Origin of the sequence: Rathayibacter sp. AY1D5 (assembly GCF_002932515.1) — a bacterium.
GTDB lineage: Bacteria > Actinomycetota > Actinomycetes > Actinomycetales > Microbacteriaceae > Rathayibacter.
In genome coordinates, this window is sequence record NZ_PSVU01000034.1 from 1 (window position 1) to 21972 (window position 21972).

A 21972-nucleotide genomic window follows, 5' to 3' on the forward strand; every position below is an offset into this window, starting at 1 on the left:
CCGCCTCGACCCCGCGCCGCGCCACCGCCGCGGGGTCGGCGACGTTCCCGGCCAGCGCGGCGTAGTAGTCGAGAGCATCCTCGATGGTCGGCTCGGGCGCTGGCGGAGGCGGCGGGCCGCGCGGTCGAGCTGATCGCCGCTCAGCGTCCCGGCCGCCTCGTCGCCGTGGGCGGCCACGCGATCGAGCTGGACGAGTACCTCCGGACCCGGCTGCTCGAGCTGGTCGTGCACACGCTCGACCTCTCGCGCGCCACCGGGATCCCGCACGTGCTGCCCGGCGAGGCCGTCGAGGCGTGCTGCGCGCTGACCGGCGGGCTGGCCGCTCGAGCGGGACGCGGCGAGGAGCTCCTGCTCGCGCTGAGCGGGCGGGAGCCCCTCGCCGCGGGGTTCTCGGTGGTGTGAGGGCGCCGGCCCTCCGGCTGCGGGTTCTGCGCGGCGCCGGCCCTTCGGCCACCGGGTCCTCCGTGGTGGGGGCGCCGATCCTCGGGCTGCGGGTCCTCCGCGGCGCCGGCTCTCAGGCCACGGCGAGAGCGGCGACCGGCGACACCTTCGTGGCGCGGCGGGCGGGCAGCACGGCCGAGACGACCGTGATCACGACACCGACCACGAGCACCGCCACCAGGGTCGGCACCGGGACGGTCGGCGGGATCAGTCCGATGCCCGGCAGCGAGCCGAACACCGAGATCGCGCCGCACCAGCCGTAGACGATCCCGAGCACGATGCCGAGCACCGCGGCAGCGATGATCATCTGCGCAGCCTCGAGCACCACCATCGACCGCACCTGCGAGCCGGTGAAGCCGAGCGCGCGGAGCAGGCCCAGCTCGCGCCGGCGCTGCAGCACGCTGAGCGACAGCGTGTTGACCATGCCGACGGCGGCCAGGACGACCGAGAAGCCGAGCAGGACGCTCATCACCGCGGTGCTCACCTGGATGAACTGCTCGAACGCCGCGATCACCTCGGGGTTCGTCTCGCCCGAGCGCTCCATGATCGTGCCGAAGGTGGCGGCGGCGACCGCGAACATCGTGACCAGCGACACTCCGATGACCAGTCCGATGACGGCGCGGGCGCTGCGCGCCGGATTGCGGACGGCGTTGGCGGACGCCAGGCGGGCGACGGGGCCCCGGCCGAAGGCGAGGCCCACGAGGGCCGTGAGCGGAGGGAGCAGGACGGGCGCCCCGAGGATCACGCCGGTGAAGGACGCCATGCCTCCGACGAGCCCGAGCAGGACGCCGCCGGGGTTGGCCAGCCCGAACACCACGCCGCCGGCGAGCAGCAGCGCGCCGACCACGACGAAGACGATCGCCGTGACGTTGCGGGCGGTGCGACCTCGCAGCTCCTCGTAGCGGGGCTCGGCGGAGGATCCGGCGGCCTGCGACGGCGCGACCGCGAGCACGCGGCGCGATCCGGACCACGAGGCGATGACCGTCGAGGCGACCACGGCGATCAGCGGCAGCACGAGGCCGGGCGAGACGAGCGGGTAGTCGAAGCGGGGCAGGGTGCCGCTCCGGATGGCGAGCTCCGCGGCGAGCGCCACGAGAGCGACGCCGGCGACCAGGCCGATCGCCGCTCCGAGGAGCCCCTGCAGGAGGCCCGTGCGGACGATCCCGCTGCGCAGCGACCGGCCGGAGGCGCCGAGCAGGCGCAGCAGGGCGATCTCGCGGGTGCGCCCGGCGATGACGGTCGAGACCGCGTTGGCCGTGACGATCCCGCCCACGAACACCGCGATGCCGAAGAAGACGGCGCCGACCATCCCGAGCATGAGGGCGACCTGGCCGATGCCGTCGATCCCCGCTGCCGCGAAGGCCGCGACCATGTCGGCGATGACCTGCACCAGCACGGCGCCGAACGCCGCGGCGAGTGCGGCGACGGTGACGATGGCGCCCCCGCCCTGGCTCGAGCCCGTGCGCACGCCGCTCATGCCGCGCCCTCCATCGTGAGCATCGCGCGCGAGATCTCCTCGGCGCTCATCCCGCGGCGGTCGTCGACGACGGCCCCGTCGCGGAGGAAGACGATGCGGTCGGCATAGGCCGCCGCGATCGGGTCGTGGGTGACCATGGCGATCGACTGGCCGTACTCGCGGGTGGAGGCCCGGAGCAGGCTGAGGACCTCGCGACCGGTGCGCGAGTCCAGGTTGCCGGTGGGCTCGTCGGCGAAGATCAGCTGCGGCCGGGTGGCGAGGGCACGGGCGATCGCCACGCGCTGCTGCTGCCCGCCCGAGAGCTCGTGGGGCCGGTGCGTGAGGCGCTCGCGGAGCCCGAGGGACTCGATCAGCCGGGCGATCCACTGCTCCTCGTCGCCGGTCACGGAGCGGCCGTCGAGCTCGAACGGGAGGCGGATGTTGCCGCGCACGTCGAGCGTGGGGACGAGGTTGAAGGCCTGGAAGACGAAGCCGACGCTGCGGCGGCGGAGCACGGTCAGCTCGGCGTCGCTCATCGAGGTGATCTCGGCGTCCCCGAGGAACACGCGGCCGGAGGAGGCGGTGTCGAGGCCGGCGAGGACGTGCATGAGCGTCGACTTGCCGGATCCGCTGGGGCCCATCACCGCGGTGAACTCGCCCCGCTCGATCGAGAGCGTGACGTCGTCGAGGGCGACGACGGGCGGCGTGCTGCCGTAGAGCTTGCGCACGCCCTCGACGCGCGCCACGACGGAGGAGGTCTGGTTCTGCATGTCCTCGACGCTACGGAGGCACCCGTGTCGCCGGCGTCGTCCGCAGTGGCTCGCGGCATCATCCCTCCGGCGGACCCGCGATGGTCCTGCGGGGTCAGCGGGGCCGGAGTCCCGCCCGGCGGAGGGCGAGGGCCGCCAGCGCGGCGGTGACGGCAGGGTCGCCGGTCCGCCAGCCCGCGGCGGCCTCCGGGTGCGCGGCGAGGATGTCGCGGGGGGACGCCTGGGTGAGCGCGCGCAGTGCCAGCAGCTCGGTTCCGCCGCCGGTCGAGCCGAGGGCGCGCAGCTCGGCGGTCCGGCGGGCGAAGCGGAGCCGGGGCCGGAGCCAGAGCACGGCCAGGAGCAGGAGCGGGAGGCCCCCGACGGCGAGCCCGGCGACCACGGCCAGGGCGCTCGCGAGCTGCTGCTGGTCGCGTCCGGCGGCGGCGAGCACGGAGCCGGCCCCGCTCGCCTCGTCGAACGGCGCGCGCACGGCGTCGCCGAGCAGGGGGATGCCGCCGAGGGTGGTCCCGGCGTCGCTCATGGTCGAGCCGAAGCCGCTGCCGGCGCTCTCGAGCCGACGGCCGATCTCGGCCAGGCCGGCGATCAGCGAGCCGACCGCGATCCCCGCGGCGATCGCCACGACGGCCACGCCGAGAGCGAGGGCGTCGGCCAGGATCTGCCGCGCGCGGACGGCCGGGAGGTCGGCGTAGATCTGCATGCGCCGATTATCCGGCGCGCTCGGCGGCGGTCGTGTCCACACCGGAGGAAGGATTCGTCGAGAGGGCCCGGGATCCGCGTCACTCCGCGAGGTCCCCGACGTTCTTCCTCGGTTATGAACACGTCGGCCGCCTCCGAGAGGGCTGCCCGACCCGGCTCCTCGCCGCTTCTAGTCGAGCAGGTCGTGCAGCACGACGACCTGCTCGCGCTCCGGGCCGACGCCGATCGCCGAGAACCGGGCGCCGCTCATCGCCTCGAGCGCGCGCACGTAGTCCTGCGCGGTCTGCGGCAGGTCCGAGAACTCGCGGCAGCCGGAGATGTCCTCCTGCCAGCCGGGGAACTCCTCGTAGATCGGCTTCGCGTGGTGGAAGTCGCTCTGCGAGACCGGGACCTCGTCGTGGCGCACGCCGTCGACGTCGTAGGCGACGCAGACGGGGATGGTCTCGAGGCCCGAGAGCACGTCGAGCTTGGTGAGGACGAAGTCGGTGACCCCGTTGATCCGCGCCGAGTAGCGGGCGATCGGGGCGTCGTACCAGCCGCAGCGGCGCGGGCGGCCGGTCGTGGTGCCGAACTCGAAGCCCTGCCGGCGGAGGTACTCGCCCCACTCGTCGAAGAGCTCGGTCGGGAACGGTCCGGCGCCGACGCGGGTCGTGTACGCCTTGATGACCGCGATGACGCGGTCGATGCGGTTCGGCGCGACTCCGGACCCGGTGGCCGCTCCACCCGAGGTCGCGTTGGAGGAGGTGACGAACGGGTAGGTGCCGTGGTCGACGTCGAGCATCGTGGCCTGGCCGGCCTCGAACAGCACCGTTTTGCCCGCGTCGAGCGCCTGCGAGAGGACCAGCGACGTGTCGGCGACCATCGGGCGCAGGCGCTCGGTGTACTGCAGCAGGTCCTCCAGCACCTGCTCGACCAGGATCGCGCGGCGGTTGTAGACCTTCACCAGCAGGTGGTTCTTCTGGTCGAGGGCGCCCTCGACCTTCTGACGGAGGATGTTCTCGTCGAAGAGGTCCTGGATGCGGATGCCGACGCGGTTGATCTTGTCGGCGTACGCCGGGCCGATGCCGCGGCCGGTGGTGCCGATCTGGCGCTTGCCGAGGAAGCGCTCCGTCACCTTGTCGAGGGTGCGGTGGTAGCTGGTGATGACGTGCGCGTTGGCGCTGACGAGCAGCTTCGACACGTCGACGCCGCGGGCGCTCAGCGCCTCGAGCTCGTGGAACAGCACCTCGATGTCGACGACGACGCCGTTCGCGATGACCGGGACGACGCCCGGGGTGAGGATGCCGGAGGGGAGAAGGTGCAGGGCGTACTTCTCGTCGCCCACGACGACGGTGTGCCCGGCGTTGTTGCCCCCGTTGAACTTCACGACGTAGTCGACGCGGCTGCCGAGGAGGTCGGTGGCGCGTCCCTTGCCCTCGTCGCCCCACTGGGCGCCGGTGATGACGATTGCTGGCATGGCGTGTCCTTCTCGACGGGAGGGGCGGGGGTGGGCGGGTGCGGCGCGGCAGTCGTGCCGCCTCCGCGCGACCAGCCGCTCGATTCTAGCGGAGGGGCCGGAGGACGGCTCCTGCGCTCGGGGTCGACCCGGCGGACTCTTTCGCCGCGGGCCGGCCCCGCGGACTCCCCCCGGCTCCGCGTCGGTCCCGCCGACGCATCGCCGAGCAATGCTCTCGATCCCGTCATGCGCAGTTCACACTCGGCGCATAGATTCGAGGACGTTCACACTCCACTCATCACGCGAACAGGACCACGATGCGCAGACTCCGCGCCGCAAGCCTCCTCGCCGTCGTCGCACTCGGAGCCGCCACCGCCGCTCCGATCGCCTCGGCCGCCCCTCTCGACGACGGCGTCGAGCTCACCCTGGTGTCGACGACCGACACGCACGGGCACGTCTACGACTGGGACTACTTCGCGAACGCGCCGTACCCGGCCGACGGTGCGCTCGGCCTCACCCGCGTCGCGACCGAGGTCGACCGCCTCCGCGCCGAGAAGGGCGAGGAGTCCGTGCTCGTCATGGACAACGGCGACGCGATCCAGGGCACGCCGCTCACCTACTACTACGGCCTCGGCGACGGCGCCGCAGGCGTCCTCTCCGGCGAGACGACGCACCCGATGGCCACCGCGTTCAACACCATCGGCTACGACGCGCAGGTCGTCGGCAACCACGAGTACAACTACGGGCTCGACATGCTCAGCGCGTACGAGGGCGACCTGAACGCCCCGCTGCTGGGCGCGAACGTCGTCGACGTCGCCACCGGCAAGCCGTACCACGACCCCTACACGCTGATCGAGCGCGAGATCGACGGGAAGACGGTCACCGTCGGCGTCCTCGGCCTCGTCACCCCCGGCGTCCGCGTCTGGGACAAGCAGTACGTCGACGGCGTCCTCGAGTTCCAGGACATGGTCGCCGCCGCGAAGCAGTGGGTCCCGATCGTGCAGGAGCAGGCCGACGTGGTCGTCGTCCTCGCGCACACCGGCCAGGGCACGGTGCCGGACGCCGAGTACGACGCCGCCGACCTCAACGAGGACGTCGTCAACAACATCGCGACGCAGGTCCCCGGGATCGACGTGGTCGTCGCCGGCCACAGCCACAAGGACCTGCCGCAGACGCTGTTCACCAACGTCGCCGGCGAGCAGGTGCTGGTCACCCAGCCCGAGTTCTGGGCGCAGGGCCTCACCGAGGTCACCCTGAACCTGGTGCCGGACGCCGCGGGCGCCCTCGAGGTCGACTGGTCGGCCGGGAACGCACCCGTCACGCAGCCCGTCTACGCGAAGGACATCGCCGAGGAGTCGCCCGCACTGGTCGACGCCCTCGCCGAGCAGCACGCCGCCACGATCGAGTACGTGAACACCCCCGTCGCCGACTCGGTCGAGGAGCTCTCGGCCGCGACCTCGCGCTACGAGGACACCCCGATCATCGACTTCATCAACACCGTCCAGGCCGAGACCGTCGAGACGGCGCTCGAGGGCACCGAGTGGGCGGACCTGCCGGTGATCTCGCAGGCGTCGCCGTTCTCGCGCACCGCCGTCTTCCCGAAGGGGCAGGTCAGCATCCGCGACATCGCGGGCCTGTACATCTACGAGAACACCCTCCGCGGAGTGGAGCTGACCGGAGCCGAGGTGCGCGACTACCTCGAGTTCTCGGCCCGCTACTTCGTGCAGACCGCCGAGGGCGCCGTGTTCGACCCCGAGACCGGCACCAACGCGACGACCGAGGACCGCCCCGACGGCATCCCGGACTACAACTACGACGCGATCTCGGGCCTGGACTACGTGATCGACGTCTCCCAGCCCGCCGGCTCGCGGATCCGCGGTCTCGCCCACGCCGACGGCACCCCGGTCGCCGACGACGAGCGCTTCGTGATGGCGGTCAACAACTACCGCCAGAGTGGCGGAGGCGCCTACCCGGCCGTCGCGCAGGCACCGCTCGTCTACGACGAGCGTCTCGAGATCCGCCAGCTCCTCATCGACTGGTCGACCGCCCGCGGCGTGATCGACCAGGCCGACTTCTACGACCCCAACTGGTCGCTGACGACGGAGCCCGCCGCCGAGGTCCCGGTCACCCCGGCGCCGACCGAGCCCGGCACCCCGACGGAGCAGCCCACCACCGCTCCGTCGCCGCATCCCACCACCACGGCGGCCCCCGTCGCGGGAGGCTCCGGCCCGGGCTCGCTCGCGAACACCGGCGCCGACGCGGCCGGCCTGATCGGCGGAGCCCTCGTGCTGCTGCTGTCGGGTCTCGCGCTGGTCGTCGCGCGACGCCGCCTCGCGGCCTAGCCGAGCAGGGCACGGGCGGCGGTCGGCGGGTTCTCCCGCCGACCGCCGTTCGTCGTTCCGGAGGATCGCAGGATGATCGGGTGGCGCACCGGCGGCTCAGTCGCCGCGGCGTCGCGACCGGCGGGCCCGCCAGGCCGAGAACGCCCCGGTCGACCAGAGCGCCCAGATCACCAGCAGGGGCTGGAAGACGAGCCGCACCGCGCGCGCCGCGTCCGTCTCGAGGCCGAACGCCGGCGTCCGCGTCACCAGCTGCGAGATGTTCCCCGGGAAGACCGCGACGAAGAACGCGGCCACCACGACTCCCACGATCACGCGCCACCGCACGAGCACGACGAGCGCGAGCCCGAGCGCGATCTCGACGACGCCCGACGCGACGACCACCAGGTCCGGGTCGGCCGGCAGCCACGGCGGGACCTGCGCCTGGAAGGCCTGACGCGCGACCGTCAGGTGCGCCGTGCCGGCCGTGACGAGCAGCAGGCCCAGGAGGATGCGGGCGAGAGTGCGCGGGAGGGAGCGGCGTCCTCCGTCGTGCGCTGTGGCGGCGGTCATGCCCCCAGTCTGCGCTCGGAGCCCGCTCGCGCCGACCGCGCGCGCGTTCCGGCGGCGCCCCGTATCCTCGTTACCGCCCCGTCCGCAGACCGTGAAACGAGTTCCATGAGCACCCTGCCCCGCCTGATGGCCTTCGACCTCGACGACACCCTCGCCGCCTCGAAGTCCCCCGTCGACCCGGCGATGGCCGACCTCTTCGTGAAGCTGCTCCAGGCCACCGAGGTGTGCATCATCTCGGGCGGCCAGATCGGCCAGTTCCGGATGCAGGTGCTCGACCGCCTCGAGGGCGCCGACCCCGAGGTGCTCGCGAAGCTGCACCTCATGCCCACCTGCGGCACGCAGTACTACCGGTACGAGAACGGCGACTGGGCGCAGATCTACGCCGAGAACCTCACCGAGGACGAGAAGTCGCGCGCGCTCGCCGCCGTCGAGGAGAAGGCGAAGGAGCTCGGCTACTGGGAGTCCGAGACCTGGGGCCCGATCCTCGAGGACCGCGACTCGCAGATCACCTTCTCGGCCCTCGGCCAGTCCGCGCCCGTCGAGGTCAAGCAGGCCTGGGACCCGGACGGCGAGAAGAAGAACACCCTCCGCGAGGCCGTGCAGGCCGTGCTCCCCGACCTCGAGGTCCGCTCCGGCGGCTCGACGTCGGTCGACATCACCCGCAAGGGCATCGACAAGGCGTACGGGATGAACAAGCTCACCGAGCTGACGGGCATCCCTCTCGACGACATGATCTTCGTCGGCGACCGCCTCGACCCGGACGGCAACGACTACCCCGTCAAGGCGATGGGCGTCGAGTGCTTCGCCGTCGAGGGCTGGCACGACACCGCCGCGTACCTCCGCTCCTACGGCCTGTAGCCGCTCCGCGCGCGAGACGTTCCGGGATCCCCTGCTGCGGCGGGGGATTCCGTGCATCCGGGGCCGTCGCACGCCCCGGACGTGGTGCGTCGCCGGGCGTCCTGCGTCCAGCCGCCGTCAGGCGTCGGAGCCCCCTCGCGGGTCCTGGGCACCCGCGCGTCCAGGCGCTGCGCAGGCGGGCACCGTCAGGCGTCCGTTGCTCCGTCGGGGCCTCGGGCGCAGCGCGTCCGGGCTCGGCCGGTTCGGGGGTCTGCGCGTCCGGGCCCTGCGCGTCGCGGCCGCTGTCAGACGTCCTCGTTCAGCGATCCGGACGCCGTGCCGTCGAGGGCGAGGCGGAGCCGTTTCGGCAGGTTCGCGACCACGATCGCGTGCGACTCCTCGATGAGCTCGAGCACCAGCTCGGGCTCGACGGTCCCGCCGGCGTCGACCGTAACCCAGTGCTTCTTGTTCAGGTGGTAGCCGGGCTCGATCCCGTCGACCCCCGCGACCAGGTGCACCACGTTCTCGGGCAGCGCCTTCACGCTCACGACCGGCCGCCCGAACCGCTCCGACTCGAGCGCGAACACCTTCCCCGCGACCTTCCACACCCGGATCCCCTCCCCGAACGGGAACCCCGCCTCCGCTCCCGGAAGCCCTTCGAGAAGCCGCTCCACCGCCCCGCCGTCCATCCCCCCATCCTGCCGCAGCCCTCACGCGCCGCCGAGATCACCCGCCACCCGAGGCCGGCCTCGCGCCGAACGCACGTCCTACGTCCAGGGCCCGAAGCGGCTCGCGCCGAAGGCACGGCCCGACCCTCCAGCACCCGCACCACGCTCGCGCCGCAACCACGGCCCGACTCCTCCCCCCGACCAGGCTCGTGCCGCAGGCACGGCCCCTCGCTCAAGCCCCCCCACGGCCGCTCGTGCCCCCGGCACGGCGCCCCGCGCTCGTGCCGCAGGCACGGCGCCCACCTCGCCAGCACAGGGCTAGGCGGCGTCCGGGTGCGGTTCTGGCAAGGCGGAGGAGGAAGCCGTAGCGGCGCTACGGCGCCCGACGACAACGCCGCCAGAACCGCACCCGGGCGGCGCCTAGTCGTTGCCGAGGATGATGATGGCGGCGGTAGGGGGTAACGCGTCCTCGTGGTACCGCTCGATCTCCTCGATGGCGATCGGGTCGGCCTGCTGGAGGAACTGGGTGAGGCGGGTGACCTCCTCGGTCTCGCCGATGGAGTCGGCGGCGCGGCGGAGGGCGTAGAGGGAGAGCAGGAATCCGCGGTTGGGTCCGTGGCGCCAGGGGATGGGGCCCTGGCCGCGCCAGCCGGCTCCGCGGAGGAGGTCGAGGCCGCGGTGGTAGCCGACGCGGGCGTAGGCGTAGGAGGGGAGGGCCGCGTCGATGCCCCAGACGCTGTCGGCGAGCAGTGCCCAGGCCAGCGGGGAGCGCGGGTGGGCGGCGGCGAGGGCGGCGAATTCGACGGCTCCCGGGTTCGCGTGCTTCGCGAGGGCCGCGGTGACCGCGGGCTCGTCGGGGAGGAGGGTCGGTTCGGGGCCCAGCAGGTTCTCGCCACTCATGCCTCCCAGGCTATCCCGCTCGCGGCTGTGCGGGTCCGGGGTCCGGCCGTCCGGCGCACGGCGGTCGTCCCTCCACAGGGGCATCAGCGGAGGGAGCCGGGCGGTTCGCCGGTCGTCGCCGTCGTGCGCGGGGGTGCCGCCGATAGCATCGACCCATGGCGACGAACCGCAGTGAAGTCGAGGCCTGGCTCACGGACATGGACGGCGTGCTGGTGCACGAGAACAAGGCGCTCCCCGGCGCGCCCGAGCTGATCCAGGAGTGGACCGATTCGGGCACGCCGTTCCTGGTGCTGACGAACAACTCGATCTTCACGCCGCGGGATCTGGCGGCGCGGCTGCGCGGGTCGGGGCTGCACGTGCCGGAGGAGCGGATCTGGACGAGCGCTCTGGCGACGGCGGACTTCTGCGCGTCGCAGAAGCCGGGCGGGAGCGCGTTCGTGATCGGCGAGGCGGGGATCACCACCGCGCTGCACGAGGCGGGCTTCATCATGACGGAGACGGCGCCGGACTACGTGGTCGTGGGCGAGACCCGCAATTACAGCTTCGAGGCGATCACGAAGGCGATCCGCCTGATCGTCGCGGGTGCGCGCTTCATCGTCACCAATCCCGATGCGACGGGGCCGAGCGCCGAGGGCGTGCTCCCGGCGACGGGGGCGATCGCGGCGCTCATCACGAAGGCGACGGGCAAGGATCCGTACGTCGTCGGCAAGCCGAATCCGATGATGTTCCGCTCGGCGATGAACAAGATCGGCGCGCACAGCGAGAACACCGGGATGATCGGCGACCGGATGGACACCGACATCGTCGCGGGCATCGAGGCGGGCCTGCACACCGTGCTGGTGCTGACGGGGATCAGCGACGAGGCCGAGATCGAGCGCTATCCGTTCCGCCCGGACGAGGTGCTGAGCGGGGTGCACGAGCTCCTGTCGTCGGAGCCGCTGGAGTCGGAGTTCCCGCCGGATTCGGCGGTCTGAGTCCCGGCGGCCCGGCAGCGGGTCGGGCGCCGGTTCCTGACACGGCACCGCGGCTCGCGGGGGTCAGAAGCGGACGTGCTGCAGCACCCAGGCGTGCATCGCGACGGCTGCCGCCGCCGAGGCGTTGATCGACCGGGTCGAGCCGAACTGCGAGATCTCGAGCACGGCCTCCGAGGCGGCGATCGCCTCCTCCGAGAGGCCGGGTCCCTCCTGCCCGAACAGCAGGAGGCAGCGCTCGGGGAGCCGGTAGGTCTCGAGCGGAACGCAGCCGGGGACGTTGTCGACGGCGAGGAGGGGCACGTCCGCCTCCGCGGCCCACTGCACGAGGTCGGCCACCGTCTCGTGGTGCTGGACGTGCTGGTAGCGGTCGGTGACCATCGCGCCGCGCTTGTTCCAGCGCCGCCGGCCGACGATGTGGACGCCTTCCGCGCCGAACGCATTGGCGCTGCGGACGATCGAGCCGATGTTCATGTCGTGCTGCCAGTTCTCGATCGCGACGTGGAACGGGTGCCGCGTGCGGTCGAGCTCCGCGACGATCGCGTCCATCCGCCAGTAGCGGAAGCGGTCGACCACGTTGCGCGCGTCGCCGCGCTCCAGCAGCTCCGGGTCGAGGCGGTCGTCCTCGGGCCGCTCCCCCTGCCAGGGGCCGACGCCGTTCGTGGTGAGCTCCACGGAGGCGGTGGGTCCGGTCGCGGGGGTCGCCTCGTTCTCCTGCACGACGAGCGATCCTACTGGGCGCTCCGCGGCTCGGCCGGGTGCACCGGGCCGGTGCCCGGCGGCATCCTCCGGGGCCCGAGGGACGGCGCGCGTCAGGCCGCGGGAGTACCGGCGAGGGAGCCGGTCAGCTCGCCGCCGCCCGCCCGGTCGACGAAGCAGTAGTAGCTGCGCTCGCCCGCGTCCCACTGCTCCTGGGTGACGGGGAACGCACCGGCGACCTGCACGTCGCCGTAGGTCTCGGCCGCGGCGACGTCCACGACGCCCTGCGCCTGGCAGAGCGAGGAGACGGTGACGGCCAGGGCGTCCTGGCCGGGGAACACCGCGTCTGTCAGCTCCGCGGTGGCGACGAGCTGGGCGGAGTGAGCCCCCGCGCAGTCCACGACGGTGAACTCCTCCGCCCAGACGGAGTCGAAGGGCTCGACGCACTCGCCGCCGAGGAGCGCGCTCCAGGCCCAGGTGCCGACGGGCAGCGGGCCGACGGTCGGGAGGGTCGCGGTCGGAGTGGGCGAGGGGGTCGGCTCCGCCGTGGGCGTCTCGCTGACGACCGGGGCGGCCTGCGGCTCGGCCCGGCCGCCGGCGCTCCCGACGGCGATGCCGATCGCGAAGAGGCCGGCGAGGAGGATCACCGCACCCGCAGCGATCAGGCCGATCAGGAGCCGGCGTCGGCTGAGCGTGCGCCACGCGGGTGCTGCGGCGGGCGCCGAGTCGCGCTCGCGTCTCTCGGGTCGGGACCGGGCGGAGCGGCGCTTCCGCGGCGGAGCGGCGTTGACGTGGGCGACCGCGGGAGCGGTGCGGAAGGGCGCGGGCTCGGCGCGGTCGGCGGGCTCGGCGGCCGGCTCGAGGTTCCACGAGTAGGCGCCGGCGGTCTCGCGCCACAGCTCCTCGTCGCCGCCGTCCTCGTCGGGCTCGTCATGCGGAGCGACGACCTGCTCCCACACGGGCGGCTGGTCCCAGTCCCCGCGCGGGTCGGGCCACTCGTAGACGGCGGGCGGAGTCGGCTCGCGCGGAGTCGGCGGGGTCGCGCCGACCGGGCGTCCGTCGGCGGGGTAGGGGACGCCGGAGCGGCCCGCCGGGTCGACGTCGGTCGAGGACCCGGCATCGGGCTCGTCGTCCGGCCGGTGGGCGCTGCGGAGTCCGGCGGGGGCGGTCGGCAGGTCGGCGGGAGGGTCGGTGTGCGGCAGGACCGGGCGCACGGAGTCCGCCCCGCGGCGGTGCACCTCGGTGCGGCCGGCGTCGGCGGAGGCGTCGGAGCCGGAGCCCTCCGCGTCGTCGTCGCGGAGGGGGGCGAAGAACGCGTCGAAGGCGTCCTCGTCGGAGTCGTCCTCGTCGGACACGTCGGCGTCGGAGGCTCTCGTCCCGCGGGCAGTCGTCCCACCGGCACCCGTCTCGCGGACACTCGCCTCGCGGGCAGCCGTCTCGGGCGCTCCCGTGGCGCGGGCTCCCGCGTCGGGGGCTCCCGTGTCGCCGCCCGGAGAGCTCCGTCCCTCGGCGGGGACGCCGTCGCGGCCGGAGGAGCGCTCCGGCTCCGCGACCGTTCCGCGGTCGGCGTCGGCGTCCTGCTCCTCCACCCGAGCGGAGTCGTCCGCGGGGTTCGGGAGGTCGCCGCCGTCCTCCTCGGCGGCCGGCGTCGCGCTCAGCACGGGCTCCCCCGGCCACAGGCCGACCGGAGCGGCAGGGGCACGGCGCGGCGTCGGGTCGGAGTCGGAGTCGGAGTCGGAGTCGCCCGAGGACGGTCCGGCCGCGTCGGCGGAGGAGGCCGACTCGCTCGCAACGCTCCGCTCCTCCGCTGACACGTGGGCCTCGTCGGCTGCGGACTCAGCAGGACCGGACGTCCGCTCCGCGCGCGACTCCTCCACGGGAGGGACGGGGCGGGGCGAATCGAAGATGCTCTTCAGTCGGCCGCCGCTGAGCTGCTGGAGCAGCCACTCGCTGCTGCCGACGGGACGCTCCGGCTCGGGTCGCTCCGGCTCGGCACGTTCCGGCTCGGAGGTCTCCGATCCGGCAGGCTCGGGCTCGCGGCCCTCGGACTCGCGGCCCTCGGACTCGCGGCCCTCGGACCCGCGGCGCTCCGGCTCCGGGTGGTCGCCGCCTCCCGGGCCCCCGCCGCGTCCCCCCTCGTCGACCATCAGCTCAGGCCGAGGTCGGCCAGACCGATCGCGGCGAAGTACGGGTAGCCGGCGTCCTCGATGATCTCGCGGGCCCCGGTCGCGCGGTCGACGACGACGGCGACTCCTGCGATCTCGGCGCCGACCTTCAGCAGGGCCTCGATCGCCTTCAGCGGCGAGCCGCCGGTGGTGGACGTGTCCTCGACGACGACGACGCGCTTGCCCTCGAGGTCGGGGCCCTCGACCTGCCGGCCGCGGCCGTGGTCCTTGGGCTCCTTGCGCACGACGAACGCGTCGTAGGCGAGACCGCGGGCGGCGCCCTGGTGGAGGATCGCGGCGGCGATCGGGTCGGCTCCCATGGTGAGGCCGCCGACGGCGTCGACGCGCTCGATCGGCGCGATGAGGTCGAGCATGACCTGCCCGATCAGCGGCGCGACGCGGTGGTCGAGGCTCACGCGGCGCAGGTCGACGTAGTACGACGCCTTCTTGCCGCTCGTGAGGGTGAAGTCCCCGTGGAAGACGGCGTCGGAGCCGATGTACTCGATGAGCTGCTGGCGTGCGTCGGTCACGCGCCTACTCTACGGGGAGACCCCTCCCCCGCTCGGGAGCGCGCCCGCTGCGGCGTGCTCGCCCGCCTCGTCGCCTCCTCCGCGGAACTGCGTCATGTAGAGCTCGTAGTAGGCACCGCGCTGCTTCAGGAGCGCCTCGTGCGCGCCCTGCTCGACGATCCGGCCCGACTCCATCACCAGGATGGTGTCGGCGTCGCGGATCGTGGAGAGCCGGTGCGCGATGACGAACGAGGTCCGGTCGGTGCGGAGCGCGTTCATCGCGTGCTGCACGAGCAGCTCCGTGCGGGTGTCGACCGAGGAGGTGGCCTCGTCGAGGATCAGCAGCGACGGGTTCGCGAGGAACGCGCGCGCGATCGTGATCAGCTGCCGCTCGCCCGCCGAGACGCTGCCGCCGTCGGCGTCCAGCACCGTGTCGTAGCCGTCGGGCAGCTGGCGCACGAAGCGGTCGACCATGGTGGCCTTCGCCGCGTCGACGATCTCCTCGTCGGTCGCGTCCAACCGCCCGTAGCGGATGTTCTCGCGGATGGTGCCCTGGAAGAGCCACGCGTCCTGCAGCACCATGCCCACGCGCGAGCGCAGATCGCCGCGCGCGAGGCTCGTGATGTCGACGCCGTCGAGCAGGATGCGCCCTCCGGTGAGCTCGTAGAAGCGCATGACCAGGTTGACCAGCGTGGTCTTCCCCGCCCCGGTCGGACCGACGATGGCGACCGTCTGCCCGGGCTGCGCCGAGAAGGTCAGGTCCTCGATCAGCGGCTGCTCCGGGTCGTACGAGAACGAGACGCCCTCGAACTCCACGTGGCCGTCGGTGCGCTGCGGGAGCGACGCGGTCGCCGTCTCCGGCTCCTGCTCCTCGGCGTCGAGAAGCTCGAACGTGCGCTCGGCCGAGGCGACGCCGGACTGCAGCATGTTCGCCATGCTCGCCAGCTGGGTCACCGGCTGGGTGAACTCGCGCGAGTACTGGATGAACGCGGTCGCGTCGCCGAGCGTCAGCTGACCTGAGGCGACCCGCAGGCCGCCGACCACGGCGATGAGCACGTAGGAGAGGTAGGAGACGAAGGTCATCGCGGGCATGATCATGCCCGAGACGAACTGGGCGCCGAACGAGGCGGTGTAGAGGCTGTCGTTGCGGCGGTCGAACTCCTCGAGCATCTCGCGGTCGCGGCCGAAGGCGCGGACGATCTCGAGCCCGGAGAAGGTCTCCTCGATGTGGCCGTTGAGCGCGCCCGTGTTCTTCCACTGGGCGGCGAAGAGCTTCTGGGAGCGGGCGCCGATCACGCCCGCGATCACGCCCGAGAGCGGGATCGAGATCAGCGCGATCAGCGCGAGCTGCCACGAGACGATGAACATCATCGCGGCGATGCCGATGATGGTGAGCACCGACTGCACCAGCTGCGAGAAGGCCTGCTGCAGCGCCGTCTGGATGTTGTCGACGTCGTTCGTGACGCGCGACATCACGTCGCCGCGCTGCCGGGTGTCGAAGAAGCGCAGCGGGAGGCGGTTGAGCTTCGCCTCGATGTCCTGACGGAGGCCGAAGACCACCCGCATCACGAGGCCGTTGAGGATGTAGCCCTGCGCCCACATGAGCACCGACGCGACGACGTACATCAGCAGCACGATGATGATCAGGCGGCCGAGGACCACGAAGTCGATGCCCGCGCCGGGCACGATGTCGGTCTTGGCCAGCATGTCGGCGAAGGTGCCGTTGCCCGAGGCGCGCTGCTGCTCGATGATCTGCTCGAGCGGGACGCCGGCGGGGAGCTGGGAGCCGATCACGCCGTTGAAGATCGTGTCCATCGCCTGCCCGAGGATCTTGGGCGCGATGACGGTGAGGACGACCGACAGCGAGACCAGGGCGACCACGAGGACCATCCGGGCGCGCTCGGGGCCGAGCAGCGAGAAGAGGCGCTTGGCCGAGGGCCAGAAGTTCTGCGCCTTGCGGGCGGGCGGCCCGTCCCCGAACATGCCGCCGTCGCCCTCGCCGGGCTCGAACTCGGGCTCGGGGGACGTCGTCTCCTCGGGGGCGGTGGAGTCGCGTGTGCGCGCCATCTCAGGACACTCCTTCGACGCTCAGCTGGGATTCGACGATCTCGCGGTAGGTCGCGTTCGTCTCGAGGAGCTCGTCGTGCGTGCCGCGGCCGACGACGCGGCCCGCGTCGAGCACGACGATCTGGTCGGCGTGGCGGATGGTCGACACCCGCTGGGCCACGATGATCACGGTCGCGTCGGTGGTGGCGTCGGCCAGCGACTCCCGCAGCCGCGCATCGGTCGCGACGTCGAGCGCCGAGAACGAGTCGTCGAACAGGTAGACCCGCGGCTTCGCGACGAGGGCCCGCGCGATGCAGAGCCGCTGGCGCTGCCCGCCGGAGACGTTGGTGCCGCCCTGCGAGACCGGCTCGTCGAGCCCGTGCTCCTTGCTCCGCACGAAGTCCTCGCCCTGGGCGATGCGCAGCGCCTCCCACAGCTCGGCGTCCGTCGCGTCGGGGCGGCCGAAGCGCAGGTTCGAGGCGATCGTCCCCGAGAAGAGGTAGGGGCGCTGGGGCACGAGCCCGATCACCTCGGCGAGCTGCGCCCGGTCGAGGGAGGAGACGGGCACGCCGTCGATCGTGACGGTGCCCTCCTGCGGGTCGAACAGGCGCGGCACGAGGCCGAGCAGGGTCGTCTTGCCGGCGCCGGTGGAGCCGACGACGGCCGTGGTGCGGCCCGGCTCCGCGACGATGTCGATGCCCGAGAGCACAGGGCGCTCGGCGCCCGGGTAGCCGAAGACGACTCCGGAGAACTCGACGCGGCCGCGCGCGGGCGTCGGGGCTCCGCCCTGGGGCGTGGTGAGGCTGGTGCGGGCGTCGAGCACCTGCTGGATCCGCTCGGCGCAGACGACCGCGCGCGGGATCATCATCACCATGAAGACGCCCATCATCACGGCGGTGAGGATCTGGAGGAGGTACTGCAGGAACGCGGTGAGCGAGCCCACCTGCATCTGACCGGCGTCGACCCGCTGCCCGCCGAACCACAGCACGGCCGCGGTGGCCAGGTGCAGGATCATCATGATCGCGGGGAACATCAGCACGAAGATGTTGCCGACCTTGATCGACACCTCGGTGATCGCCGCGTTGGCCTTGCGGTACCGCTCGGACTCGAACGGCTCGCGCACGAAGGCGCGCACCACGCGGATGCCCGTGATCTGCTCGCGCAGCACGCTGTTGATCCCGTCGATCCGGTCCTGCATGAGGCGGAACAGCGGCAGCAGCAGGAACACCAGGAAGCCGACCACGACGAACAGCAGCGGCACCGACACCCAGACCAGCCAGGAGAGGCCGGCGTCCTCGCGCAGGGCGAAGACGATGCCGCCGACGCACATGATCGGCGCGGAGACCATGAAGTTGAGGGTCATCAGCACGAGCATCTGCACCTGCTGCACGTCGTTCGTGCCGCGGGTGATCAGGGTGGCCGTGCCGAAGCCGCCGACCTCGAGCCCGCTGAGCGAGTCGACGCGGCGGTAGACGTCGCGGCGCAGGTCGCGGCCGACGGACATGGCGGTGCGGGCGCCGAAGTAGACGGCTCCGATCGCCGCGGCGACCTGCACGACGCAGACGCCGAGCATGGTCATGCCGGTGCCCCAGATGAAGTCGGTGTCGCCGCGGCCGATGCCCTGGTCGATGATCTCGGCGTTGAGGCTCGGCAGGTAGAGCGCGGCGAGCGTCGCGACGAGCTGCAGCACGACGACGGCGGCCACCCAGCGCGCGTAGGGCTTCGCGTAGGCGGAGGCGAGGCGGAGCAGGATCATGGGTCCTCCGGAGGGGCGGAGCAGGAGCGGGAGGGGAGGGGAGGGGACCGGGCTGGGGAGCGCGGAGCGCCGGGGAGCCCGTCGGGCCCGCACGGCGCGGGCGGCGGCGGCGTCCGGACGGCACGACGAACGGCCGGTCGGGACGGCGCTAGACAACCATCGACCACCGACACCGGTTCCGCAATCCGCCGAGGGGATGACTCCCCCGGCCCGCGGCCGCCGGGACGCGCGGAGGACGCGCAGGAGACGTGTCGGCGGCGGCTCCTACACTTCCAGGATGCGCATCGCCACCTGGAACGTGAACTCCATCCGGGCCCGCACCGGCCGCGTCGTCGACTGGCTCGTGCGCGAGGACGTGGACGTCCTCGCCATGCAGGAGCTCAAGTGCAAGCCCGAGCAGTTCCCGCACGAGGCCTTCGCCGACGCCGGCTACCACGTCGAGATGGTCGGGCTCAGCCAGTGGAACGGCGTCGGCATCGCCTCGCGCCTGCCGATGGAGGACGTGCAGATCGGCTTCCCGGGCATGCCCGGCTTCGCGAAGGAGGCGGCGGCCGACGGCTCCTACCCGCTCGAGGCCCGCGCGATCGGCGCCACGGTCGACGGCGTGCGCGTCTGGAGCCTCTACGTCCCGAACGGCCGCGCGGTCGACGACCCGCACTACCTCTACAAGCTCGAGTGGCTCGCGGCCCTCGAGGCGAGCACCCGCGAGTGGCTGGCCGCCGAGCCCGACCTGCCGCTCGCCCTGGTCGGCGACTGGAACGTCGCGCCGCTCGACAGCGACGTGGGCGACCCGAGCCTCGGCCCCGGATCCACGCACGTCTCGATCCCCGAGCGCGCCGCCTTCGCCGCCTTCGAGGACGCGGGCCTGCGCGACGTCGTCCGCCCGCTCGTGCCCGAGGGCTACACCTACTGGGACTACAAGCAGCTCCGCTTCCCGCGCAACGAGGGGCTGCGGATCGACTTCGTGCTCGGCTCCCCCGCGTTCGGCGACCTCGTCACCGGCGCCTCGATCCACCGCGACGAGCGCAAGGGCGACGCCCCGAGCGACCACGTCCCGGTGGTGGTCGACCTCGACCTCGAGACGACCCTCGACGACGACCGCCCGATGATCTTCTGACCATGGCCTCGTCGAAGAAGAAGCGCGCGCGGGCCCAGGCCGCCTCGGCCGGCGCCTCCCGCCCCGCCGCCCGACCCGCGACGGCACGCCCTGCGACCGACCGCCCTGCGACCGCCCGCCCCGGAGCCGCGCACGACGAGTTCCGGTCCGACGCCTACCGCTCGGTGGGCGAGATCATCGCCGCCGGGAAGCCGCGCCGGCGCCGCTGGGACCTCGTGCTCTCGATCCTCGGCTGCCTCGCCCTCGGCCTGATCACGATCGTGCTCGGCTACCTCGCCGCGATCCTCTCGGTCTTCCCCGCGGAGTGCGAGGGCCAGAACTTCGCCTGCGACTTCGACCGGATCGACTGGGGCGTCTCGATCGCGCTGATCGGGCCGCCCGCGCTGACGCTGATCGCCGTGGCCGTGACGGTCGTGCGCTACCTCGTGGGCCGCCGCGCGTTCCTCGTGCCGGTCATCGGGTTCGTGCTCTGCATCGCCACCGCGTTCCTCGCCTCCTCGCTCGTGACGAGCTCGATCCCCGGCTCGGCGCTGGTCTAGCACCGACCCGGGGGCGCGTCAGCGGTCGGCGCGGGCGGCGCTGGTCCAGCACCGACCCGGGGGCGCGTCAGCGGTCGGCGTGCTCGGCGCTGGTCCAGCACCGACCCGGAGGCGCGCGAAGGCGAGGTCAGCCGCAGGCGGGCTCGTCGTTCAGCGTCACCGCGGTGGGGTTGATCATCGGGGTCACCCGCACGGTCTGGTCGCCGAAGCCGGAGGCGTCGCCGGCGCTGAACTGCACGTCGAACGTCTCGGACTGGCCGGGCGAGAGCTGCACGGCGACCTTCGAGACGGGACGGCCGAGGTCGTCGAGGCTCTCGGGTCCGTAGCCCGTGCCGTCGGCCCAGGCCGCACTCGACACCGTGGTCCCGGGAGGGCCGTAGACGTAGATGTTGGTGACGAAGTCGCCCAGAGGGTACGCACCGCGCCCGCCGGCCGCGGCGACGTAGCCGGGCAGCGTCCGAGCGACCGCCTTCGAGATCGTGTTGGTCACGGTGACGGAGGTGGTGAAGACCGCGCCGGAGGCGGCGCACCGGCCCGCGCTCGACTGCGTGACCGCCGTGCTCAGGTAGTAGTCCATCTTCGAGCCGCCCGAGGCGTCCTGGAAGAACACTCCGGTGGTCGTGCCGTCGGTCGTCGTCTGCGGCAGGACCCCCGCGATCGGCGTGGGCGCGAGGAGCGCCTGCTCGTCGGCGTCGGAGCTGTAGGCGAGGATGCGGCTCTCGTCGACCGCCTTCACGATCGCCGGGAGCATCTTCGTCGGCTCCATCTCTCCGCCGAGGATCTTGCCCAGGACCGTCGCGCTCGCCTCCGAGAAGAACTCGTCGGTGCGCTCGGCCACGACCGACTCCGGGTATCGGAAGTAGACCTCGTTGAGCAGGGTCGAGACGGTGTTCTCGCTCGTGAGGACCGTGCCGTCGGTGAGGGTCACGGGCCCGGTCGAGCCGAGGAGGTAGGAGAGGGCGACGGGGTCGATCGCGAGGACGCCGTCGATCCTCTGCTCGGGGAACTTCTGCGCCCAGAACTGCGAGGCGATCGAGGCGGCCGTCGGGAAGTCGGGGCGGCTGGTCGAGACGTTGAAGGTCGTCGCCATGTTCTCGCCGATGGTGTCGAGCGCACTCTGGTCGACGGTGACGGGCGCCAGACCGCGGAAGTCGCCGCTGCCCAGCTGACGGCCGATCGAGATCGCGCCGCCGTCGACGTCGAGCTGCATCACCGACGACGCGCCGCCGCCCAGAGCCTGCGACTCCGCCAGGTTCTGGAACATCACCAGGTAGTGGCGCGGACCGGACGCTCCGAGGGAGTCGGGGAGGATCGCGGTGAGCGGCTCGACCTGCTCCATCGCCGCGGTGGCGGTGGCCAGCTGCGGAGTGAAGGAGTCGAGCGCGGAGGCGACCTGCGGCACCAGCGGGCCGCGGTCGATGCCCTCGACGCGGGTCTGCGCCGCGTCGACGACCTCCTTGGCGACGGTGATCTTCTGCGACAGCTCGGTGATCGCCGCGAGGTCGACCCTGCCGTCGACGGGCTTGAGGATGTCGAGCGAGGTCGTGGAGAGCGGCGTGACGATCCGGCCGGAGACGTCGTCGGCGATCTCGGTCGCGGCGCGGACCGCGGACAGATTCGGCCCGAGGACGGGCACCACCTCCATCACCCGCCACACCGGGTCCTCGGTCTCGTCGCGCGCCTCGCCGGTGAGGGTCGCGATCCGGCCCGCGGTCTCCTCCGCACCGGAGGTGTCGAACGTCGTCAGCCTGTCCGTCACCTGCGACACCAGCGGGATCGCCTCGGTCAGCTTGTCGCGGACGGTCATCGCCTTGTCGTAGGTGCGCACGCCGAGGAGCACCGCGACGACGGCGCCGATCAGCAGGACCAGGAGGACGATCAGCGTGATCCAGAGGCCGCGACGGCGGCGCGGCCTGCCGCGGGCGGAGCGGTCGGCGGACGTGGTGGTGCTCATTCGAGAGAGCCTAAGCGACGGTCGGCGGAGTGCGACCGGGCCCGCGCCACCGGCCCCGTCCCAGGACGAGGGACACGCGACGCGGATGCGCGGGCCGTCCGGCGCCTCCGCCGGGACCGAGC

General features: G+C 72.7%; 19 protein-coding genes. 6 read left to right on the top strand and 13 right to left on the bottom strand.

Annotated elements, in window-relative coordinates:
• Positions 1-165 precede the first annotated feature (165 nt).
• Positions 166-402, top strand: a complete 237-nt coding sequence (locus C5C82_RS11365; RefSeq protein ID WP_104355097.1) for a hypothetical protein — start codon at positions 166-168, stop codon at positions 400-402.
• A 112-nt stretch (positions 403-514) separates the two neighbouring features.
• On the opposite strand, the gene C5C82_RS11370 is transcribed toward C5C82_RS11365, so the two are convergent.
• The 4 genes from C5C82_RS11370 to C5C82_RS11385 form a co-directional block, all read right to left on the bottom strand.
• Positions 515-1918 carry an FtsX-like permease family protein gene (locus tag C5C82_RS11370; RefSeq protein ID WP_104355098.1) on the bottom strand — a complete coding sequence of 468 codons (1404 nt, stop codon included), beginning with the start codon at positions 1916-1918 and terminating at the stop codon, positions 515-517.
• Positions 1915-2667, bottom strand: a complete 753-nt coding sequence (locus C5C82_RS11375; RefSeq protein ID WP_104222781.1) for an ABC transporter ATP-binding protein — start codon at positions 2665-2667, stop codon at positions 1915-1917. Before C5C82_RS11375 ends, C5C82_RS11370 begins: the two co-directional genes overlap by 4 nt.
• A 94-nt stretch (positions 2668-2761) precedes the next feature.
• Positions 2762-3364 (bottom strand): hypothetical protein, encoded by a 603-nt coding sequence (locus C5C82_RS11380; protein ID WP_104225708.1) that lies wholly within the window; start codon positions 3362-3364, stop codon positions 2762-2764.
• 168 nt (positions 3365-3532) lie between these two features.
• Positions 3533-4819 (bottom strand): adenylosuccinate synthase, encoded by a 1287-nt coding sequence (locus C5C82_RS11385; protein WP_104250676.1) that lies wholly within the window; start codon positions 4817-4819, stop codon positions 3533-3535.
• Between the two features lie 296 nt (positions 4820-5115).
• On the opposite strand from C5C82_RS11385, the gene C5C82_RS11390 reads away from it, so the two are divergent.
• Entirely contained in the window at positions 5116-7140 is a 2025-nt protein-coding gene (locus C5C82_RS11390; RefSeq protein ID WP_104355099.1) for a bifunctional UDP-sugar hydrolase/5'-nucleotidase, read from the top strand.
• A 96-nt stretch (positions 7141-7236) separates the two neighbouring features.
• On the opposite strand, the gene C5C82_RS11395 is transcribed toward C5C82_RS11390, so the two are convergent.
• Entirely contained in the window at positions 7237-7689 is a 453-nt protein-coding gene (locus tag C5C82_RS11395; RefSeq protein ID WP_104239678.1) for a DoxX family membrane protein, read from the bottom strand.
• Positions 7690-7794: 105 nt separating this feature from the next.
• Here C5C82_RS11395 and C5C82_RS11400 point away from each other — a divergent pair, with 105 nt between their 5' ends.
• Positions 7795-8547, top strand: a complete 753-nt coding sequence (locus C5C82_RS11400) for an HAD-IIB family hydrolase (protein WP_104222786.1) — start codon at positions 7795-7797, stop codon at positions 8545-8547.
• Between the two features lie 284 nt (positions 8548-8831).
• On the opposite strand, the gene C5C82_RS11405 is transcribed toward C5C82_RS11400, so the two are convergent.
• Together C5C82_RS11405 and C5C82_RS11410 are read right to left on the bottom strand one after the other, a co-directional pair.
• Entirely contained in the window at positions 8832-9215 is a 384-nt protein-coding gene (locus C5C82_RS11405) for an MmcQ/YjbR family DNA-binding protein (RefSeq protein ID WP_104258040.1), read from the bottom strand.
• Positions 9216-9614: 399 nt separating this feature from the next.
• Complete coding sequence (locus tag C5C82_RS11410; protein WP_104234388.1) at positions 9615-10094, bottom strand: DUF3151 domain-containing protein; 480 nt, start codon at positions 10092-10094, stop codon at positions 9615-9617.
• Between the two features lie 155 nt (positions 10095-10249).
• Between C5C82_RS11410 and C5C82_RS11415 the strand changes: the two genes are divergently transcribed.
• Positions 10250-11068, top strand: coding sequence for an HAD-IIA family hydrolase (locus tag C5C82_RS11415; protein WP_104225721.1), 819 nt, complete (start codon positions 10250-10252; stop codon positions 11066-11068).
• 63 nt (positions 11069-11131) lie between these two features.
• Here the strand turns inward: C5C82_RS11415 and C5C82_RS11420 are convergent, their stop codons facing one another.
• The 5 genes from C5C82_RS11420 to C5C82_RS11440 all read right to left on the bottom strand — a co-directional run bounded on the left by C5C82_RS11420 (position 11132) and on the right by C5C82_RS11440 (position 18240).
• Complete coding sequence (locus C5C82_RS11420; RefSeq protein ID WP_104250680.1) at positions 11132-11785, bottom strand: TrmH family RNA methyltransferase; 654 nt, start codon at positions 11783-11785, stop codon at positions 11132-11134.
• 92 nt (positions 11786-11877) lie between these two features.
• Positions 11878-13578, bottom strand: a complete 1701-nt coding sequence (locus C5C82_RS11425; protein ID WP_146085983.1) for a septum formation family protein — start codon at positions 13576-13578, stop codon at positions 11878-11880.
• Positions 13579-13910: 332 nt separating this feature from the next.
• Positions 13911-14459, bottom strand: coding sequence for an orotate phosphoribosyltransferase (gene pyrE, locus C5C82_RS11430; protein ID WP_104222804.1), 549 nt, complete (start codon positions 14457-14459; stop codon positions 13911-13913).
• A gap of 9 nt (positions 14460-14468) precedes the next feature.
• Positions 14469-16505, bottom strand: a complete 2037-nt coding sequence (locus tag C5C82_RS11435; protein WP_104355101.1) for an ABC transporter ATP-binding protein — start codon at positions 16503-16505, stop codon at positions 14469-14471.
• 1 nt (position 16506) lies between these two features.
• Positions 16507-18240: an ABC transporter ATP-binding protein gene (locus tag C5C82_RS11440; RefSeq protein ID WP_104258036.1), complete on the bottom strand. Its 1734-nt coding sequence runs from the start codon at positions 18238-18240 to the stop codon at positions 16507-16509.
• Between the two features lie 277 nt (positions 18241-18517).
• On the opposite strand from C5C82_RS11440, the gene C5C82_RS11445 reads away from it, so the two are divergent.
• Together C5C82_RS11445 and C5C82_RS11450 are read left to right on the top strand one after the other, a co-directional pair.
• Positions 18518-19357, top strand: coding sequence for an exodeoxyribonuclease III (locus C5C82_RS11445; protein WP_104258169.1), 840 nt, complete (start codon positions 18518-18520; stop codon positions 19355-19357).
• A gap of 2 nt (positions 19358-19359) precedes the next feature.
• Positions 19360-19896, top strand: coding sequence for a hypothetical protein (locus C5C82_RS11450; RefSeq protein ID WP_104258170.1), 537 nt, complete (start codon positions 19360-19362; stop codon positions 19894-19896).
• Between the two features lie 127 nt (positions 19897-20023).
• Here the strand turns inward: C5C82_RS11450 and C5C82_RS11455 are convergent, their stop codons facing one another.
• Positions 20024-21850: a DUF4012 domain-containing protein gene (locus C5C82_RS11455; RefSeq protein WP_104222808.1), complete on the bottom strand. Its 1827-nt coding sequence runs from the start codon at positions 21848-21850 to the stop codon at positions 20024-20026.
• Positions 21851-21972 lie beyond the last annotated feature (122 nt).

Coding starts and splice junctions, on each gene's coding strand:
- C5C82_RS11395 (WP_104239678.1), bottom strand. CDS start 7,689: ATGACCGCCGCCACAGCGCACGACGGAGGACGCCGCTCCCTCCCGCGC.
- C5C82_RS11370 (WP_104355098.1), bottom strand. CDS start 1,918: ATGAGCGGCGTGCGCACGGGCTCGAGCCAGGGCGGGGGCGCCATCGTC.
- C5C82_RS11455 (WP_104222808.1), bottom strand. CDS start 21,850: ATGAGCACCACCACGTCCGCCGACCGCTCCGCCCGCGGCAGGCCGCGC.
- C5C82_RS11440 (WP_104258036.1), bottom strand. CDS start 18,240: ATGATCCTGCTCCGCCTCGCCTCCGCCTACGCGAAGCCCTACGCGCGC.
- C5C82_RS11385 (WP_104250676.1), bottom strand. CDS start 4,819: ATGCCAGCAATCGTCATCACCGGCGCCCAGTGGGGCGACGAGGGCAAG.
- C5C82_RS11405 (WP_104258040.1), bottom strand. CDS start 9,215: ATGGACGGCGGGGCGGTGGAGCGGCTTCTCGAAGGGCTTCCGGGAGCG.
- C5C82_RS11450 (WP_104258170.1), top strand. CDS start 19,360: ATGGCCTCGTCGAAGAAGAAGCGCGCGCGGGCCCAGGCCGCCTCGGCC.
- C5C82_RS11410 (WP_104234388.1), bottom strand. CDS start 10,094: ATGAGTGGCGAGAACCTGCTGGGCCCCGAACCGACCCTCCTCCCCGAC.
- C5C82_RS11390 (WP_104355099.1), top strand. CDS start 5,116: ATGCGCAGACTCCGCGCCGCAAGCCTCCTCGCCGTCGTCGCACTCGGA.
- C5C82_RS11435 (WP_104355101.1), bottom strand. CDS start 16,505: ATGGCGCGCACACGCGACTCCACCGCCCCCGAGGAGACGACGTCCCCC.
- C5C82_RS11380 (WP_104225708.1), bottom strand. CDS start 3,364: ATGCAGATCTACGCCGACCTCCCGGCCGTCCGCGCGCGGCAGATCCTG.
- C5C82_RS11445 (WP_104258169.1), top strand. CDS start 18,518: ATGCGCATCGCCACCTGGAACGTGAACTCCATCCGGGCCCGCACCGGC.
- C5C82_RS11400 (WP_104222786.1), top strand. CDS start 7,795: ATGAGCACCCTGCCCCGCCTGATGGCCTTCGACCTCGACGACACCCTC.
- C5C82_RS11375 (WP_104222781.1), bottom strand. CDS start 2,667: ATGCAGAACCAGACCTCCTCCGTCGTGGCGCGCGTCGAGGGCGTGCGC.
- C5C82_RS11415 (WP_104225721.1), top strand. CDS start 10,250: ATGGCGACGAACCGCAGTGAAGTCGAGGCCTGGCTCACGGACATGGAC.